This window comes from Lelliottia sp. RD5 (genome assembly GCF_056032945.1).
This window is the reverse complement of sequence record NZ_JBVYHQ010000001.1, coordinates 151,371-168,266: the sequence shown is the minus strand read 5'-3', so window position 1 is coordinate 168,266 and position 16,896 is coordinate 151,371. Positions and strand designations below refer to the sequence as shown.

The window sequence follows — 16,896 nt, the reverse complement described above, 5'->3', positions numbered from 1 at the left end:
GGTCATCGCGATTACGTTATCCCCCTTGAAGCAGGCGGCCTATAGGCGGCATGATATAGATAATTATGTTCTCATTCAGCAAGGAATTGCCATGTCCCGGTTTCATCTCATCGCCCCTTCCGGTTATTGCATTAACCAGGACGCCGCACAGCGCGGTATTCAGCGCTTACTGGAATCTGGCCATTCGGTAACAAATCAGACAATTATCCCCCGTCGCCAGCAGCGTTTTGCCGGAACTGAGGTGCAAAGGCTGGCGGATATCAACGACCTGGTGAAACTTGAAGGGGCGAACAACATCGTGCTGGCAGTGCGTGGCGGGTATGGTGCCAGCCGATTACTGGAAACCATCGACTGGGACGGACTGGCGACTCGCCAACAGCACGATCCCCTGCTGATTAGTGGACACAGCGATTTCACCGTCATCCAGTTAGGCTTGCTGGCGCGGCATAACGTCATCACCTTTAGCGGCCCGATGCTGGCAGCGAATTTTGGTGCGCCGGAGCTGGACGCCTTTACGCAGGCGCATTTCTGGCGCGCGCTGCAAAATCCCGTTCTGCAGATTGCATGGCAAGGCAATGGCCCGCAGTGTGAGTGTGAGGGACAGCTGTGGGGCGGAAACCTGGCCATGCTGGTCTCGCTGATTGGCACGCCCTGGTTGCCTAATATTGATAACGGCATTCTGGTGCTGGAGGATATCAACGAGCATCCGTTCCGCGTCGAGCGCATGCTGCTGCAGCTCATGCACGCGGGGATCCTCTCTCGTCAGCGCGCCATCGTCCTCGGCAGTTTTAGCGGTGCGACACCGAATGATTACGATGCCGGGTATACGCTGGAAAGTATGATGGATTACCTGCGCTCGAGAGTGAATATTCCGGTGATCGGCGGGCTGGCGTTTGGTCACGAACAGCAGACGGTGACCTTACCGCTCGGCGCACAGGCTGTCCTTAAGCACGACGGGGCTGTCAGCGAATTAACAATCAGCGGCCATCCCGTTATAAAGGCATAAAAAAACCTTTTTACCGCGGCAATAAAACGTGGTTTCGTTCGTTATTATGTTAGGGTTTATGTATCAGTCACTACATTGAGGTGGGAGTAAGACAACATTGGATGCCGCAGCGATAATCAGTCTTTTCATTTTGGGTTCAGTCCTCGTAACCTGCAGTATTTTATTAAGTTCATTTTCGTCGCGTCTCGGCATACCTATACTTGTTATCTTCCTCGCCATCGGCATGCTTGCCGGTATCGATGGTATTGGCGGTATTCCCTTCGATAACTATCCCTTCGCCTATATGGTGAGTAACTTCGCGCTGGCGGTGATATTGCTGGATGGCGGGATGCGCACGCAGGCCAGCTCCTTTCGCGTGGCACTCGGTCCTGCGCTCTCGCTGGCGACGGTTGGCGTGCTGATCACCTCCGGCCTGACCGGCATGATGGCCGCCTGGCTATTCCATCTTGATATTATGCAAGGGCTGCTGATTGGCGCGATCGTTGGCTCTACCGACGCGGCGGCGGTGTTTTCCCTGCTGGGCGGTAAAGGGCTGAACGAACGTGTTGGCTCGACCCTGGAGATTGAATCGGGCAGCAACGATCCGATGGCGGTGTTTCTCACCATCACGCTGATTGAGATGATTCAGCAGCATGAAACCGGCCTGAGCTGGATGTTCGCCTGGCATATTCTGCAGCAGTTTGGGCTGGGTATAATTATTGGTTTAGCGGGCGGCTATCTGCTACAGCAGATGATCAACCGTATTTCCCTGCCTGCTGGCCTGTATCCTCTGCTCGCGCTGAGCGGCGGGATTCTCATTTTCGCCCTGACGACCGCCATGGACGGCAGCGGTATTCTGGCTGTCTATCTCTGCGGCTTCCTGCTGGGTAACCGCCCAATTCGCAACCGCCACGCCATTTTGCAAAACTTTGACGGTCTGGCCTGGCTGGCGCAAATCGGTATGTTCCTCGTGCTGGGCCTGCTGGTGACGCCGTCCGATCTGCTGCCAATTGCCATTCCGGCGCTGCTGCTTTCGGCGTGGATGATTTTCTTTGCCCGTCCGCTGTCAGTCTTTGCCGGACTGTTGCCGTTCCGTGGGTTTAATCTGCGCGAACGCATCTTCATCAGTTGGGTGGGTTTGCGCGGCGCGGTGCCGATCATCCTTGCCGTTTTCCCGATGATGGCCGGTCTGGATAACGCGCGGCTGTTCTTCAACGTCGCATTCTTCGTGGTCCTGGTGTCGCTGCTGTTCCAGGGGACTTCTCTGGGATGGGCGGCGAAAAAAGCAAAAGTAGTGGTTCCGCCTGTCGGTTTGCCGGTTTCACGCGTCGGGTTGGATATTCATCCGGAAAATCCGTGGGAGCAGTTTGTTTACCAGCTGAGTGCTGATAAATGGTGCGTGGGCGCGTCGCTTCGCGATCTGCATATGCCCACCGAAACGCGCATCGCCGCGCTGTTTCGTGATAATGCCCTTCTGCACCCGACCGGCAGCACCCGTCTGCGTGAGGGTGATATTCTCTGCGTAATTGGCCGGGAAACCGACCTTCCGGCGCTTGGCAAGCTGTTCAGCCAGTCGCCGCCGGTGGCGCTGGATCAGCGTTTCTTCGGCGATTTTATTCTGGAAGCCAGCGCGAAATTTGCCGACGTGGCCTTGATTTATGGGCTGGAAGACGGTCTTGAGTACCGCGATAAACAGCAGACGCTGGGTGAGATCGTGCAGCAACTGCTGGGAGCAGCGCCCGTCGTGGGCGATCAGGTTGAGTTTGCCGGGATGATCTGGACTGTCGCAGAGAAAGAAGACAATGCGGTGCGCAAAGTGGGTGTGCGTCCTCTGGAGGATGAGCCTGAGTAACGTCACCTCGGCTCGTTCCCATCAGAACAGACTAAAAAGGCAACCCCAGGGTTGCCTTAATTTTTGAGTGGTTACACCGTTACAACAGGGACGCGGGGGGCCAGAGCCGTTAACAGTTCATATCCGACCGTGCCCGCCGCCGAGGCAACGTCATCGACTTTCACCTCGTTGCCCCACAGTTCGACCGGTGAACCGATGCCTGCCTGCGGGCACGGCGTCAAATCTACCGCCATCATGTCCATCGAAATCGTGCCAACGGTGCCGGTGCGTACGCCGTCAATCCACACGGGCGTACCGGTCGGCGCAAGGCGTGGATAGCCGTCAGCATACCCCCCAGCCACAATCCCGATGCGCTGCTCGCCCGTTGAGCGGTAGCGGCTGCCGTAGCCCACGGTATCCCCCGCTTTCAGCGTCTGGATGCCAATGATTTCGCTGCGCAAGGTCATGACCGGTTTGAGCCCGCTGTTGGCGATGTCCTGCCACTGACCGGACGGCGACGCGCCATACAGCACAATTCCCGGCCGCACCCATTGATAATGCGCTTCCGGATGCCAGAGCGTCGCCGCGGAGTTCGACAGTGAGCGCGCGCAGTCCAGTCCTTCTGCCGCCTGCTCAATCCGCGCCATGGCATCTGTAATACCGTCGGGCTTTTCGGCGTCAGCGAAATGCGCCATCAGCGTCATTTCACCGACGTTTTTGATTCCACGCAGCTGTTGCCAGACCGTATTAACGCGTTCGGGCTGGAAACCCAGGCGATTCATGCCGCTGTTCATTTTGAGGTAGATATCGAGCGGCGAATGCAGTTTCGCATTTTGCAGCGCCTTGATTTGCCAGTTGCTGTGCACGCTGGTGGTCAGACGATACTTATCCAGCAGCGGCAGTTCGTCGGCATTAAAGAAGCCTTCCAGCAGCAGAATCGGACCTTTCCAGCCACGCTCACGCAGCAGGATCGCCTCTTCCAGATTCAGTAAAGCAAAACCATCGGTGGCACTTAGCGCGCTCCAGATGGATTCAATTCCGTGGCCGTAGCCGTTGGCTTTTACGACCGACCAAACGCGAGAGCCTGGCGCAGCACGGCGGACTATCTGCAGGTTGTTTTTCAGGGCCTGCAAATCCAGCTGAGCCAGAATAGGACGGGACATGACGACTCCTTGTTAATTATGCGCGCCGTGCAAATGCTGTGGGCGGGATGGCGTAAAACCCGACTGGTAGCGCGCAGCGCTTAGATCATCGAACGGAATCGCCGGCGTACGGCCCGAAATCAAATCACTGAGCAACTGTCCTGAGCCGCAGGCCATCGTCCAGCCCAGCGTTCCGTGGCCCGTATTGGTCCATAAGTTCTTAAACGGCGTGCGCCCGACAATAGGCGTGCCGTCCGGGGTCATCGGACGCAATCCGGTCCAGAAAGTGGCTTGTTCGACAAACCCTCCTCGTGGGAAGAGATCGCGTACCACCATTTCCAGGGTTTCGCGGCGTGGTTGCAGCAATTCCGTATTAAAACCAACAATTTCAGCCATGCCGCCCACGCGAATTCGGTTATCAAAGCGGGTAATGGCGATTTTGTAAGTTTCATCAAGGATAGTTGAAACTGGCGCGCCGTTATCCTCTTTGACCGGGATTGTGAGCGAATACCCCTTAAGGGGGTAGACCGGAATATCCAGCAATCCCTTCAGCATCGCAGTGGAGTACGAGCCAAACGCCATGACGTAACTGTCGGCTTTAATCACTTCATCGCCACATTTCACGCCGTAGATTTTTCCGCCTTCGGACAGCAACTTATCGACGGGCGTGTTGTAGCGAAACGTGACGCCAGCCTGCTCGCACATCTTCGCCAGACGCTGGGTGAAGAGCTGGCAGTCACCGGTTTCGTCATTTGGCAGACGCAGCCCGCCGGTCAGCTTGTGCGCCACTTCGGCCAGCGCCGGTTCCACCTGTGCCAGTTGGCTCGCTTCGAGGAGTTGATAAGGCACGCCGGCATCTTCAAGGACGGCAATATCGCGCGTGGCGTTTTCGTATTGCTGCGCGGTGCGGAACAACTGCAGCGTGCCCCCCTGACGACCTTCGTACTCAATTCCCGTTGATGCACGCAGGGTTTTCAGACAGTCGCGGCTGTACTCCGCCAGACGGACCATACGGCCTTTGTTTTCCATGTAATGGCGAGTGTCGCAGTTGCGTAGCATCTGCCACATCCACTTGAGCTGGGACGGCGTCCCATCAAGACTGATCGCCAGCGGCGCATGACGCTGGAACATCCATTTAATGGCTTTTAACGGAACGCCAGGTGCTGCCCACGGCGCAGCGTAACCGGGAGAGATCTGCCCGGCATTCGCTGCACTGGTCTCAAGCGCGGAGCCCGGCTCACGATCAATGACGGTCACCTCATGTCCAGCCTGACTTAAATACCAGGCGCTGGTCACGCCAACAACTCCACTTCCCAGGACGACAACACGCATAGCTGCTCCATTATGTGCAAAAGAATAATCATCTAATTACAGATTGATAACCTAGTTGAAAATATTATTCAACATACGACTTTTTTATGGTGACTTACCTCACACCTTCCCTGACAGAATGGGAGAGGGGTAATCTGGGATCTCGTGCTACGCTTCAACGTTAGCCAGCACAATGCTCTGTGGAAGCCATGTTTTCTACCAGATTAGAAACGTGAAATCGTAAAGAAAACATTTCTGCGCCAGCACGTTTTTGAAAGCGTTGTTCTATGCTTGAAAGGAGGCTCTCCAGACAGAGAGAGCACCGACAACGAGGGCGCGCTAATGGCTACCATTGATTCGATGAACAAGGACAGCACACGTCTCAGCGATGGACCCGACTGGACTTTTGAATTACTCGATGTTTACCTGGCCGAGATTGACCGGGTGGCCAAACTGTATCGTCTGGATACCTACCCCCACCAGATTGAAGTCATTACTTCCGAACAGATGATGGACGCCTATTCCAGCGTTGGGATGCCAATCAACTATCCTCACTGGTCGTTCGGCAAAAAATTTATTGAAACCGAGCGGCTTTACAAACATGGTCAGCAAGGGCTGGCGTATGAAATTGTTATCAACTCAAACCCGTGTATTGCCTATCTGATGGAAGAAAATACCATCACTATGCAAGCGCTGGTGATGGCGCATGCCTGTTACGGGCATAACTCTTTTTTCAAGAATAACTATCTGTTCCGCAGCTGGACTGACGCCAGCTCCATTGTCGATTATCTGATTTTCGCGCGGAAATACATTACCGAGTGCGAAGAGCGCTACGGCGTGGATGAAGTGGAGAAACTGCTCGACTCCTGCCATGCGCTGATGAATTACGGTGTCGATCGCTATAAACGCCCGCAAAAAATCTCTCTGCAGGAAGAAAAAGCACGGCAGAAAAGCCGTGAAGAGTATCTGCAAAGCCAGGTGAATATGCTGTGGCGTACCCTGCCGAAACGCGAAGAAGAAAAAACCGTTGCCGAAGCGCGGCGTTATCCTTCCGAGCCGCAGGAGAACATTCTCTATTTTATGGAAAAAAACGCGCCGCTGCTGGAACCCTGGCAGCGCGAAATCTTGCGCATTGTGCGTAAGGTGAGCCAGTATTTCTATCCGCAGAAACAGACGCAGGTGATGAATGAGGGGTGGGCGACGTTCTGGCACTACACCATTCTTAATCATCTGTACGACGAAGGGAAAGTGACTGAGCGCTTTATGCTGGAGTTCCTGCACAGTCACACCAACGTGGTGTTCCAGCCGCCTTACAACAGTCCGTGGTACAGCGGGATTAACCCGTATGCGCTCGGGTTTGCGATGTTCCAGGATATCAAACGCATTTGTCAGTCGCCGACGGAAGAGGATAAATACTGGTTCCCGGATATTGCCGGGTCAGACTGGCTGGAAACGCTGCATTTTGCGATGCGCGACTTTAAAGACGAGAGCTTTATTAGCCAGTTTATGTCGCCGAAAATCATGCGTGATTTCCGCTTCTTTACGGTGCTGGATGACGATCACAACAACTATCTTGAGATCTCAGCGATTCACAATGAAGAGGGTTACCGTGAGATCCGCTCGCGCCTGTCCTCACAGTATAACTTGAGCAATCTGGAGCCGAATATTCAGGTCTGGAATGTGGATCTGCGTGGCGATCGTTCCCTAACGCTCCGCTATATTCCGCATAACCGTGCCCCGCTGGATAAAGGACGCAAAGAGGTGCTCAAGCATGTTCATCGTCTGTGGGGTTTTGACGTGATGATGGAACAGCAAAACGAAGATGGTAGCGTGGAATTATTAGAACGTTGCCCGGCGCGTACTAACTCTCTTTAAACACGCTCACTAAAAAGCGAAAAAAAAGCCTCTCATTCGAGAGGCTTTTTACTGTTAATGCCCGTGAATCGCTAAATCGCCGGGCAGATTCTTCTGCATACGGTGCCAGATCTCGCCGCTATCACGACCGTAACGACGTACCGTTTCGTACACCTGATCGTGCAGCCCCTCGGCGCAGAGCTCGCTGAGCTTATGATAGAAACCGAGCGCCAGGCTACGGGCTTCCGGATTGGCAAAATAGTGACGACCAATGCGGGTATACAGCCCTTTCATGCCGTTAATGATCAGCCCGTAGATGGGGTTACCGGAAGCAAAAGCAAGACCACGGAAAATGTTGTAGTCGAGAGTCGCAAAGGCATCGGCATGGTCTTCAATGGCATTCGCCGTTGCCAACACTTCCAGCGCCTTATCGGGATGTTGACGAAAAGCGGTGCGAATAAAAATGGTCGAGATGTTGGTGCGCACTGACAGCAGATTATCAATCAGTTGAGGAACGCTTTCATGATCGAGGCGTGCGAGCGTTTCAAGAATATTCAGACCCGACGTTTCCCAGAAGTTGTTCACTTTGGTGGGTTTGCCGTGCTGAATGGTCAACCAGCCATCACGGGCCAGACGCTGTAACACTTCGCGTAAGGTGGTGCGTGTGACGCCGATAAGTTCAGAGAGTTCGCGTTCAGCGGGAAGAATCGTTCCTGGCGCGAAACGGTTATTCCAGATGCTTTCAATGATGTACTCTTCAGCGAAACCCGCCGGGCTTTGCGCCTTTATGACCATAGTGAGATTTCCATTACACAGCTTGAACTAATGGACTCATCATACCAGAGGCTTACGGAGGCAGGTAGCGCAGCGAAGAGGGAAAAAGGGATCGCTGTTTCATTTTTATCAAATACCCTACCCTGGCAGCAAGGGGGCATTCACCTCGATTATGCGTATAATAATGTTTTGCTTAACTTTGGCGGGGAAGGAAGTCTGTTGTGGAAATTTCTTATGGGCGCGCCCTGTGGCGCAATTTTTTAGGCCAGTCACCTGACTGGTACAAACTGACGCTACTTATATTTCTGATTATTAATCCACTGGTGTTTATCTTTCAGCCATTTATGGCTGGATGGCTGCTGGTTGCCGAGTTTATCTTTACGCTGGCGATGGCATTGAAATGTTATCCGTTGCTGCCGGGCGGTCTGCTGGCGATTGAGGCGGTTGTTATCGGCATGACCAGTGCCGAGCGGGTGAAAGACGAACTGGCAACCAACCTTGAAGTACTTTTGCTGCTGATGTTTATGGTGGCAGGGATTTACTTCATGAAGCAGTTATTGCTTTTCATCTTTACCCGCCTGCTGCTGAGTATTCGCTCCAAAACGGTGCTTTCTCTCTCGTTCTGCCTGGCTGCTGCATTTCTCTCCGCATTCCTCGATGCCCTGACCGTGGTAGCCGTGGTCATTAGCGTTGCGGTCGGCTTTTACGGCATTTACCACCGCGTCGCATCGTCCAGTAGCGATAACGATCTTCAGGATGATAGCCAGCTCGACGTCAACAAGCGTGACGTTCTGGAACAATTCCGCGCATTCTTACGCAGTCTGATGATGCACGCAGGCGTTGGGACTGCGTTGGGCGGTGTGATGACGATGGTCGGTGAGCCGCAAAACCTGATTATTGCGAAAGCGGCTGGCTGGAATTTCACCGAGTTCTTTTTGCGCGTTGCGCCGGTCAGCGTGCCGGTGTTTATCTGCGGAATGCTCACCTGTTTCCTGCTTGAAAGGACAAAAACCTTCGGTTACGGCGCGCAGCTTCCTGGTCCGGTACGCGATGTGCTTCAGGAATTCGATCTGAAAAGCCGCCGCCAGCGTACTCGTCAGGAAAAGCTGGCGTTAATCGCACAAGGGATTATCGGTGCATGGCTGATCTTCGCCCTGGCGTTTCATTTGGCAGAAGTGGGATTGATTGGCCTGTCGGTCATTATTCTGGCGACGTCATTTACGGGCGTGACCGATGAACACGCGATCGGCAAAGCCTTTACCGAAGCGCTGCCCTTCACCGCCCTGCTGGCCGTCTTCTTTGCCATCGTGGCGGTGATCATCGATCAGCAGTTGTTCACGCCCATTATTCACTTTGTGTTGCAGGCTTCGCCAGATTCTCAGCTGTCGCTGTTTTATCTGTTTAATGGTCTGCTGTCGTCGATCTCGGATAACGTGTTTGTCGGTTCGGTGTATATCAATGAAGCGAAAACCGCACTGGAAAGCGGTGCGATTGATATCACTCAATTTGAACGGCTGGCGGTGGCGATAAATACGGGGACTAACCTGCCTTCTGTCGCGACACCGAACGGTCAGGCGGCCTTTTTGTTCCTGTTAACGTCGGCCCTCGCGCCACTCATTCGACTCTCCTACGGAAGAATGGTGTGGATGGCGCTGCCTTATACGCTCATATTAACGCTGGTAGGTTTGCTGTGCGTCAAATTTACCCTCATTCCTTATACGCAATGGTTCATGCAAATAGGTATACTGGCCGCGCATTAAGTCCCTGAAATCGGGCAGTTCGCTGCCCGGTTTGGCTTTCTGCATTATAAATATCCAATTACGCTTTATTTTGCCAGGAGCAGGTGGCGCATAAAACGTTTTGGTTTACACTGCGCTTTCTAAGCAAGTTCCAGGGAAATAATTATGTTGCGATATTTGAACCAGTGCTCTCGCGGTCGCGGAGCGTGGTTGTTGATGGCCCTGACCGCCTTTGCGCTGGAAATGGTAGCGCTGTGGTTTCAGCATGTGATGTTGCTGAAACCCTGTGTGTTATGTATTTACGAACGTTGTGCACTTTTCGGCATTATGGGTGCAGGGCTTGTCGGTGCAATTGCCCCGAAATCACCTTTGCGCTATGCCGGGATCGCTATCTGGTTATACAGTGCCTGGAAAGGCATTGAGCTTGCGTGGCAGCACACTGCAATGCAGCTGCATCCTTCGCCGTTCATGACCTGTGACTTCGCCGCTCGCTTCCCGAGCTGGCTGCCGCTGGACAAATGGCTGCCGCAGGTATTTGTTGCTTCAGGTGATTGCTCGGTACGTCAGTGGGAATTCCTGACGCTGGAGATGCCGCAGTGGCTGGTGGGTATTTTTGTTGCCTACTTCGTCATCGCGCTGCTGGTGCTGATAGCCCAACCTTTCAAGCCGAAACAACGAGACTTGTTTGGACGTTTGAAATAACCCGCCTCGGCGGGTTTTTTTATGCCCGATTGGGATGATTCAGAATATGGTCTTCCCAGTCCTGCACTTCGGATTCTTTCACCGCAATATGTCGAACAGAAATACGTTCGCCATGCATCGCCACTTTTGAACCGGTGAGCAGCGGATGCCAGGTCGGCAACCCTTTCCCCTCGGCCAGCAGGCGATAGGCGCAGGTGTGCGGCAACCATTCAAACGTCGGGAGATTATCGCGGGTCAGCTTGATGCAATCAGGCTCATACTCAAAACGACGCTCGTAGTTACGGCACTGGCAGGTTTTGATATTCAACTGCTTGCACGCGACGTTAGTAAAATAGATTTCGTCGGAGTCCTCATCCATCAACTTATGCAGGCAGCATTGTCCGCAGCCGTCACACAGCGATTCCCACTCCACGTCGGTCATTTCGTCGAGAGTTTTGCTTTGCCAGAAAGGGATTTCGCTCATAAGGATGATGTCCACACGTCAAAAGAAAGCGCACCTTATAACGAGTCTGGCACGTGGATGCAAGTTTTGCCGCCGATTAAAGGCGGCAAAAGGATTTTACAGCACGCGGGTTTTAACGGACTGGCCGTTAAATTCGATGTCAAGTTCATCGCCGCTGTTCAGCGGACCGACCCCTTCAGGGGTGCCGGTGAGAATGACATCGCCCGGTTTAAGGGTGAAGTAGCGGCTCATGTAGGCAATGAGCGGCAGAATTTTATGGATCATATCGGCCGTGTTGCCCTGCTGGCGGATATCGCCGTTCACTTTCAAGCTGAGCGACGTATTCTGCGGATCGGCTTTAAAATCAGCCGTCGGGATAAAACCGGAAATCGGACAAGAATTATCAAACCCTTTGGCCTTTTCCCACGGTTGCCCGGCTTTCTTCATTTTGCCCTGCACATCGCGAAGCGTCAGATCCAGCGCAATGCCGTATCCCGCAATCGCTTTCTGCACATGTGCTTCGGAGGCCTGGCGCAGCGTTGCGCCAATCAGCACAGCCAGCTCAACTTCATGATGAACCGACCCCAGCCCCTGCGGCAACGCCAGCGGCTGGCGAATATCACACAGTGCGGTTTCGGGTTTGATAAACAAAACCGGCTCGTCTGGCACGGCACTGCCCATTTCCTGAATGTGCTTCGCATAATTACTGCCAACACAAACGACTTTGCTCACAGGATAATCCAGTAATGCGCCTTGCCAGTTATGATGCTGATACATGCTCATCCCCTAAACGGTTGATATATCACCCTCGGATTTCTCCGGCGTTATTTTTTCCCTTCGCCTTCGAGATGCTGTTTTAATAAATTCTCAGGCGGTGGCGGAAGCTGTAAATAATAGCCCTGATCTTTCAATGCCGTTTTGACTTTTTCCAGATCGGCGTTAACCAACTGTTTGCGCCCGTCCAGCGGCAACAGCATCGCCAGCTGCGGCGTACCGAAACCTTTCATTAATTCTTCAGGCACTCGGGAAAAATCGTCTCTCTTTTCGACATAAAGATAGGTCTGGTCGCGTTTAGCACTTCGATAGATCACACAAAACATGTTTTTACTCTGAATTAACGGGTGGTTGCTTGCCTCAATATACCAGTGACTATAACATGCCTGATACTCTTCGGAATATCGCGGCGAATGTGCTGCGATTAACAGCAAATTGAGTAAGGCCAGGATGTCAAACACGCCCATCGAGCTTAAAGGCAGTAGCTTCACCTTATCAGTGGTTCATTTGCATGATGCAAAACCCGAGGTTATTCGTCAGGCGTTAGAAGACAAAATCGCAGAGGCCCCTGCTTTTCTGAAACACGCCCCCGTGGTGGTGAACGTCAGTGGTCTGGATGCGCCGGTAAACTGGCAGCATCTTCAGCAGGCGGTTTCATCGACCGGTTTGCGGATTGTGGGCATCAGTGGCTGTAAAGATGCCCGATTAAAAAATGAAATCGAGCGCGCGGGTCTGCCCCTACTGAATGAAGGGAAAGAAAAAACGGCGCGTTCTGCGCCAAAAGAAGCCCCAACTCCCCCGCCGCAAACGCAAACTGTAACGCCTGTCACAAAAACGCGAATGATTGATGTGCCGGTTCGTTCCGGTCAGCGCATTTATGCACCAAACTGTGATCTGATTGTGACAAGCCACGTTAGCGCTGGCGCAGAGCTTATCGCCGATGGCAATATCCATGTCTACGGCATGATGAGAGGCCGCGCGCTGGCAGGAGCCAGTGGCGATCGGGATGCGCAAATTTTTTGTACCCATCTGACGGCGGAACTGGTTTCCATCGCAGGTGAATATTGGCTGAGCGATAAAATCCCAGCTGAATTTTATGGCAAAGCGGCCCGTCTGTTACTGGCAGAGAACGCTTTGACTGTTCAACCGTTGAATTGATCCCTTTTAACAAGGAATTTCTATGGCACGCATTATTGTTGTGACTTCGGGTAAAGGAGGCGTTGGCAAGACCACCTCCAGCGCGGCCATCGCTACTGGTTTGGCCCAGAAGGGAAAGAAAACCGTTGTTATCGATTTCGATATCGGCCTGCGTAATCTGGATTTGATTATGGGCTGCGAGCGTCGCGTCGTGTATGACTTCGTCAACGTCATTCAAGGCGATGCCACGTTAAACCAGGCGATGATTAAAGATAAGCGCACCGAGAATCTCTTTATCCTGCCTGCTTCTCAGACGCGCGATAAAGACGCCCTGACTCGCGAAGGCGTTGAAAAAGTGCTCGAAGAACTGAAGAAAATGGAATTCGATTTCGTTGTCTGTGATTCCCCTGCAGGTATCGAAACCGGTGCGTTGATGGCGCTCTACTTCGCTGATGAAGCGATCATCACCACCAACCCTGAAGTGTCGTCCGTACGTGACTCTGACCGAATCCTGGGAATCCTGGCGTCCAAATCCCGCCGTGCGGAAAATGGTCAGGAACCTATTAAAGAACACCTGCTGCTGACCCGTTATAATCCGGGTCGTGTCAATAAGGGTGACATGCTTAGCATGGAAGACGTACTCGAGATCCTGCGTATCAAACTGCTTGGCGTGATTCCGGAAGATCAATCCGTGTTGCGCGCCTCTAACCAGGGTGAGCCTGTGATCCTCGACATCATGGCAGACGCGGGTAAAGCATACGCTGATACCGTTGACCGTCTGTTGGGAGAAGAACGTCCTTTCCGCTTCATTGAAGAAGAGAAGAAAGGTTTCCTCAAACGCCTGTTCGGAGGATAAGTTATGGCATTACTGGACTTTTTTCTCTCGCGGAAAAAAAGCACCGCTAACATCGCAAAAGAGCGACTGCAAATTATCGTCGCGGAGCGTCGCCGCAGCGATGCGGAGCCGCACTATTTGCCGCAGCTGCGCAAAGATATCCTGGAAGTGATTTGTAAGTACGTGCAGATCGATCCGGAGATGGTCACCGTGCAGCTTGAGCAAAAGGACGGAGATATTTCGATTCTGGAGCTGAACGTCACGCTGCCAGAAGCAGAAGAGTCGCGTCCCTAGTTGAGTGAGGCATAACCTCAATAATTTGCGTTGCGGGAAGACGGCAAGAGAAGTGCTCCCGAGGCGCTGGCAGCAGTCAGTGATTCGGGTGAATGAACGCCGCCGACACCTGTAATTTGCAGTATGACGGTTATATAACCCCGGCGCGGTTTTGCGTGCCGGGGTTATCATTTCTTAGCGCGGATAGCCTTCCAGCAGCGCTTTCAGTCGATCGGCCATCAAATCACCCCGCCAGCCCGCCATCATTTCCGGCAGGCCATTTTGCGTTTTGAGCTTCCAGTGCCAGTTCAGCAGTTGGTTAATCTGACGACGTGACGCCAGCAGTTCAGGACTCACCTTGTTTTCCGTCCCTATTTCCAGCACCAGCGCTTTGATGTCTTTGAACGCCTTGCGATAGCCAGGCATATCCATCAGATTTAACAGCGGCTCAGGCAGTTCATCTTCGGGCAGCTGTTGCGCTTGCGCGACCAACGCCAGCAAGGTTTTCCCGTGGAATCGGATCTCGCTTCCGGACAAGCCAATGCTGTCCAGCTCACCCATGCTGCCCGGCATATAGCGCGCCACGGCCCAGAGGTGCTCTTCACGAACCACAAAATTCACGGCCAAATCGCGCTCACGCGCCTTACGCAGACGCCACTCAGCCAGAAGTTGCAGGCAGGCGAGCTGGCGCGTACGCAGTTGCCAGGCATTGGTGATATCACGCCAGGCGTCTTTGGGATCAACCGTTTCCTGACGGCGCTGCTGCGTCATTCGGCACTCATTGAGCGCCGCATCAAGCCAGCCCGCGGCTTCGGCCTCTTTCATCAGCTGACCGGCGATAGGCAACAGATAGAAGACGTCGGCGGCCGCATAGTCAAGCTGACGTTCTGTCAGTGGGCGCGCCAGCCAGTCGGTACGTGACTCGCTCTTGTCGAGCGCAATGCCAGTGTACTCTTCTACCATCGCAGCAAAGCCCCAGGAGAGCGGACGGCCTGAGAATGCCGCCAAAATTTGCGTATCGATCAAGGGTTCCGGCATGATGCCAAAGGTGTTGAGAAACACTTCCAGATCTTCACTGCCTGCGTGCAGATATTTGGTGATGGCAGTATTAAGCAGCAGTTCACGCATCGGCGACCAGTCGGTGATGCCGAGAGGATCGATGAGAGACACATTCTTGCCATCGTACATCTGGATCAAACCTAACTGCGGATAGTAGGTCCGCGTGCGGACAAACTCGGTATCCAGAGCGATGGCAGGAAAGTCGCGGGTGACATCGCACAGCGTTGCCAGTTCGTCGTTGGTTGTGATCATCTGGTAATTCAAAACGGTTTCTCTTTGGTTTGCGCCCATAAAAAACGCCGGCTAAACCGGCGTCTCATGGCGACTCACTCGAAGCTTAGGCTTTATTGTCCACTTTGGCGCGCGCTTCGTCACGTAATTCTCGTCGTAATATCTTCCCGACGTTCGATTTTGGCAATTCACCGCGGAACTCGACCAGCTTCGGCACTTTATAACCGGTCAGCTGACGGCGGCAGAAGGTAATGAGTTCTTCTTCGGTCAGGGAGGACTCTTTTTTGACCACGAAAATCTTCACCGTCTCGCCGCTGCTTCCCGCGGGAACGCCAACGGCAGCCACTTCCAGCACCCCGCTGTGCTGCATGACGACATCTTCAATTTCGTTGGGATAGACGTTGAAGCCGGAGACGAGAATCATGTCTTTCTTACGATCGACGATACGCAAGAATCCTTCGTCATCCATCACCGCGATATCACCCGTGTGCAGCCAGCCGCCTTTCATGATTTCATCAGTGGCGTCAGGTCGCTGCCAGTAACCTAGCATCACCTGAGGGCCTTTGACACACAGTTCGCCCGGTTCCCCGTGCGCCACTTCATTGTCTTGATCATCCACCAGCTTGGCTTCTGTCGAGGGAACCGGTAGACCAATACTTCCGCTGTGGTAATCAATATCATGCGGATTCACGCTGACTAATGGCGCGCATTCCGTCAGGCCGTAACCTTCAAGCAGGTACTGACCCGTCAGCTTAACCCAGCGTTCGGCCACGGCTTGCTGAACCGGCATGCCGCCGCCCGCCGAAAGATGAAGAGTAGAAAAATCGAGCTGCTGGAACTCTTTGTTATTCAGTAGCGCATTAAAGAGCGTATTCACGCCCGTCATCGCCGTAAACGGATATTTCGCCAGCTCTTTCACCAGGCCTGGAATATCACGCGGGTTGGTGATTAACAGGTTTTGCCCGCCCAGTTCGATAAACAGCAGGCAGTTCATGGTCAGTGCAAATATGTGATACAGCGGCAATGCCGTGACGACCAGCTCCTTGCCACGGTGCAGCAGAGGGCCATAGGTTGCATTCACCTGCTCGAGATTGGCCAGCATATTGCGGTGCGTCAGCATCGCACCTTTCGCCACGCCGGTCGTGCCACCGGTGTATTGCAGGAACGCCAGATCGTCCGGCACCACTTCTGGCTTCACGTACTGCATACGGTAGCCGTTGTGCAGCGCGCGGCGGAAAGAGATCGCGTCCGGAAGATGGTATTTCGGGACCAGACGCTTAACGTATTTGACGACGAAGTTAACCAGCGTGCCTTTAGCCGTCGAAAGCTGATCGCCCATGCGCGTCAGGATAACGTGGCGGACCTGCGTTTTATCGACCACTTTTTCCAGGGTGTGGGCAAAGTTGGAGACAATCACAATCGCCGCGGCACCGCTGTCGTTTAACTGGTGTTCCAGCTCGCGCGGCGTATACAGCGGGTTTACGTTAACCACGATCATGCCCGCCCGCAGGATCCCAAAAAGTGCCACCGGATACTGGAGCAGGTTTGGCATCATCAGTGCGACGCGGTCCCCTTTCTTCAGCCCTAAGCCTTCCTGCAGGTAAGCCGCAAACGCCCGGCTGCGCTCTTCCAGTTTGCGGAAGGTCATCACTTCGCCCATGTTCACAAACGCAGGCTGATCGGCGTAGCGCGTGACGGAATTTTCAAATAATTCAACCAGGGATTGATAACGGTCAGGATTGATCTCCGCAGGAACATCTGCGGGATACCGGTTTAGCCAAACCTTCTTCAATGCATCACCTCTGAA

General features: G+C 53.5%; 16 protein-coding genes. 8 read left to right on the top strand and 8 right to left on the bottom strand.

Features of this window, described 5'->3' with window-relative positions; translation table 11 throughout:
* The first annotated feature begins 91 nt into the window (after nucleotides 1-91).
* Nucleotides 92-1,006, top strand: a complete 915-nt coding sequence (gene ldcA, locus AC0LWE_RS00905) for a muramoyltetrapeptide carboxypeptidase (protein ID WP_219347657.1) — start codon at nucleotides 92-94, stop codon at nucleotides 1,004-1,006.
* Nucleotides 1,007-1,103: 97 nt separating this feature from the next.
* On the top strand, nucleotides 1,104-2,837 hold the full coding sequence (locus AC0LWE_RS00900) for a potassium/proton antiporter (RefSeq protein WP_059179759.1): 1,734 nt from the start codon (nucleotides 1,104-1,106) through the stop codon (nucleotides 2,835-2,837).
* A 71-nt stretch (nucleotides 2,838-2,908) separates the two neighbouring features.
* On the opposite strand, the gene dadX is transcribed toward AC0LWE_RS00900, so the two are convergent.
* Together dadX and AC0LWE_RS00890 are read right to left on the bottom strand one after the other, a co-directional pair.
* On the bottom strand, nucleotides 2,909-3,979 hold the full coding sequence (dadX, locus tag AC0LWE_RS00895; RefSeq protein ID WP_059179758.1) for a catabolic alanine racemase DadX: 1,071 nt from the start codon (nucleotides 3,977-3,979) through the stop codon (nucleotides 2,909-2,911).
* A 12-nt stretch (nucleotides 3,980-3,991) separates the two neighbouring features.
* Nucleotides 3,992-5,290, bottom strand: a complete 1,299-nt coding sequence (locus tag AC0LWE_RS00890; RefSeq protein ID WP_059179757.1) for a D-amino acid dehydrogenase — start codon at nucleotides 5,288-5,290, stop codon at nucleotides 3,992-3,994.
* Between the two features lie 321 nt (nucleotides 5,291-5,611).
* Here AC0LWE_RS00890 and AC0LWE_RS00885 point away from each other — a divergent pair, with 321 nt between their 5' ends.
* Nucleotides 5,612-7,144 carry a SpoVR family protein gene (locus AC0LWE_RS00885; RefSeq protein ID WP_012017747.1) on the top strand — a complete coding sequence of 511 codons (1,533 nt, stop codon included), beginning with the start codon at nucleotides 5,612-5,614 and terminating at the stop codon, nucleotides 7,142-7,144.
* Nucleotides 7,145-7,198: 54 nt separating this feature from the next.
* On the opposite strand, the gene fadR is transcribed toward AC0LWE_RS00885, so the two are convergent.
* Nucleotides 7,199-7,918: a fatty acid metabolism transcriptional regulator FadR gene (fadR, locus tag AC0LWE_RS00880; protein ID WP_059179756.1), complete on the bottom strand. Its 720-nt coding sequence runs from the start codon at nucleotides 7,916-7,918 to the stop codon at nucleotides 7,199-7,201.
* Between the two features lie 200 nt (nucleotides 7,919-8,118).
* On the opposite strand from fadR, the gene nhaB reads away from it, so the two are divergent.
* Entirely contained in the window at nucleotides 8,119-9,657 is a 1,539-nt protein-coding gene (nhaB, locus tag AC0LWE_RS00875) for a sodium/proton antiporter NhaB (protein WP_219347655.1), read from the top strand.
* 144 nt (nucleotides 9,658-9,801) lie between these two features.
* Complete coding sequence (dsbB, locus tag AC0LWE_RS00870) at nucleotides 9,802-10,338, top strand: disulfide bond formation protein DsbB (RefSeq protein WP_059179754.1); 537 nt, start codon at nucleotides 9,802-9,804, stop codon at nucleotides 10,336-10,338.
* A 19-nt stretch (nucleotides 10,339-10,357) separates the two neighbouring features.
* On the opposite strand, the gene AC0LWE_RS00865 is transcribed toward dsbB, so the two are convergent.
* From AC0LWE_RS00865 to AC0LWE_RS00855, 3 genes are all read right to left on the bottom strand, one after another.
* Nucleotides 10,358-10,801, bottom strand: coding sequence for a YcgN family cysteine cluster protein (locus AC0LWE_RS00865; RefSeq protein ID WP_202667827.1), 444 nt, complete (start codon nucleotides 10,799-10,801; stop codon nucleotides 10,358-10,360).
* Nucleotides 10,802-10,897: 96 nt separating this feature from the next.
* The gene (locus AC0LWE_RS00860) at nucleotides 10,898-11,557 is read right to left on the bottom strand and encodes a fumarylacetoacetate hydrolase family protein (protein WP_059179811.1); all 660 of its coding nucleotides are present in this window, start codon (nucleotides 11,555-11,557) and stop codon (nucleotides 10,898-10,900) included.
* A gap of 47 nt (nucleotides 11,558-11,604) precedes the next feature.
* A complete protein-coding gene (locus AC0LWE_RS00855) occupies nucleotides 11,605-11,880 on the bottom strand; it encodes a YcgL domain-containing protein (RefSeq protein ID WP_059179810.1) in 276 nt (91 codons plus the stop codon).
* 124 nt (nucleotides 11,881-12,004) lie between these two features.
* Here AC0LWE_RS00855 and minC point away from each other — a divergent pair, with 124 nt between their 5' ends.
* Genes minC through minE form a run of 3 tightly spaced genes read left to right on the top strand, consistent with a single transcriptional unit; the run spans nucleotide 12,005 to nucleotide 13,820 of the window.
* A complete protein-coding gene (gene minC / locus AC0LWE_RS00850; protein WP_059179752.1) occupies nucleotides 12,005-12,712 on the top strand; it encodes a septum site-determining protein MinC in 708 nt (235 codons plus the stop codon).
* A 22-nt stretch (nucleotides 12,713-12,734) separates the two neighbouring features.
* Nucleotides 12,735-13,547, top strand: coding sequence for a septum site-determining protein MinD (minD, locus tag AC0LWE_RS00845; RefSeq protein WP_012017755.1), 813 nt, complete (start codon nucleotides 12,735-12,737; stop codon nucleotides 13,545-13,547).
* Between the two features lie 3 nt (nucleotides 13,548-13,550).
* A complete protein-coding gene (gene minE / locus AC0LWE_RS00840) occupies nucleotides 13,551-13,820 on the top strand; it encodes a cell division topological specificity factor MinE (protein ID WP_010432714.1) in 270 nt (89 codons plus the stop codon).
* Between the two features lie 174 nt (nucleotides 13,821-13,994).
* On the opposite strand, the gene rnd is transcribed toward minE, so the two are convergent.
* Nucleotides 13,995-15,122, bottom strand: coding sequence for a ribonuclease D (gene rnd / locus AC0LWE_RS00835; protein WP_202693297.1), 1,128 nt, complete (start codon nucleotides 15,120-15,122; stop codon nucleotides 13,995-13,997).
* 73 nt (nucleotides 15,123-15,195) lie between these two features.
* Entirely contained in the window at nucleotides 15,196-16,881 is a 1,686-nt protein-coding gene (gene fadD / locus AC0LWE_RS00830) for a long-chain-fatty-acid--CoA ligase FadD (protein ID WP_219347654.1), read from the bottom strand.
* Nucleotides 16,882-16,896: the final 15 nt, after the last annotated feature.

Coding starts and splice junctions, on each gene's coding strand:
- ldcA (WP_219347657.1), top strand. CDS start 92: ATGTCCCGGTTTCATCTCATCGCCCCTTCCGGTTATTGCATTAACCAG.
- dadX (WP_059179758.1), bottom strand. CDS start 3,979: ATGTCCCGTCCTATTCTGGCTCAGCTGGATTTGCAGGCCCTGAAAAAC.
- AC0LWE_RS00890 (WP_059179757.1), bottom strand. CDS start 5,290: ATGCGTGTTGTCGTCCTGGGAAGTGGAGTTGTTGGCGTGACCAGCGCC.
- AC0LWE_RS00885 (WP_012017747.1), top strand. CDS start 5,612: ATGGCTACCATTGATTCGATGAACAAGGACAGCACACGTCTCAGCGAT.
- fadR (WP_059179756.1), bottom strand. CDS start 7,918: ATGGTCATAAAGGCGCAAAGCCCGGCGGGTTTCGCTGAAGAGTACATC.
- dsbB (WP_059179754.1), top strand. CDS start 9,802: ATGTTGCGATATTTGAACCAGTGCTCTCGCGGTCGCGGAGCGTGGTTG.
- AC0LWE_RS00865 (WP_202667827.1), bottom strand. CDS start 10,801: ATGAGCGAAATCCCTTTCTGGCAAAGCAAAACTCTCGACGAAATGACC.
- AC0LWE_RS00860 (WP_059179811.1), bottom strand. CDS start 11,557: ATGTATCAGCATCATAACTGGCAAGGCGCATTACTGGATTATCCTGTG.
- AC0LWE_RS00855 (WP_059179810.1), bottom strand. CDS start 11,880: ATGTTTTGTGTGATCTATCGAAGTGCTAAACGCGACCAGACCTATCTT.
- minC (WP_059179752.1), top strand. CDS start 12,005: ATGTCAAACACGCCCATCGAGCTTAAAGGCAGTAGCTTCACCTTATCA.
- minD (WP_012017755.1), top strand. CDS start 12,735: ATGGCACGCATTATTGTTGTGACTTCGGGTAAAGGAGGCGTTGGCAAG.
- minE (WP_010432714.1), top strand. CDS start 13,551: ATGGCATTACTGGACTTTTTTCTCTCGCGGAAAAAAAGCACCGCTAAC.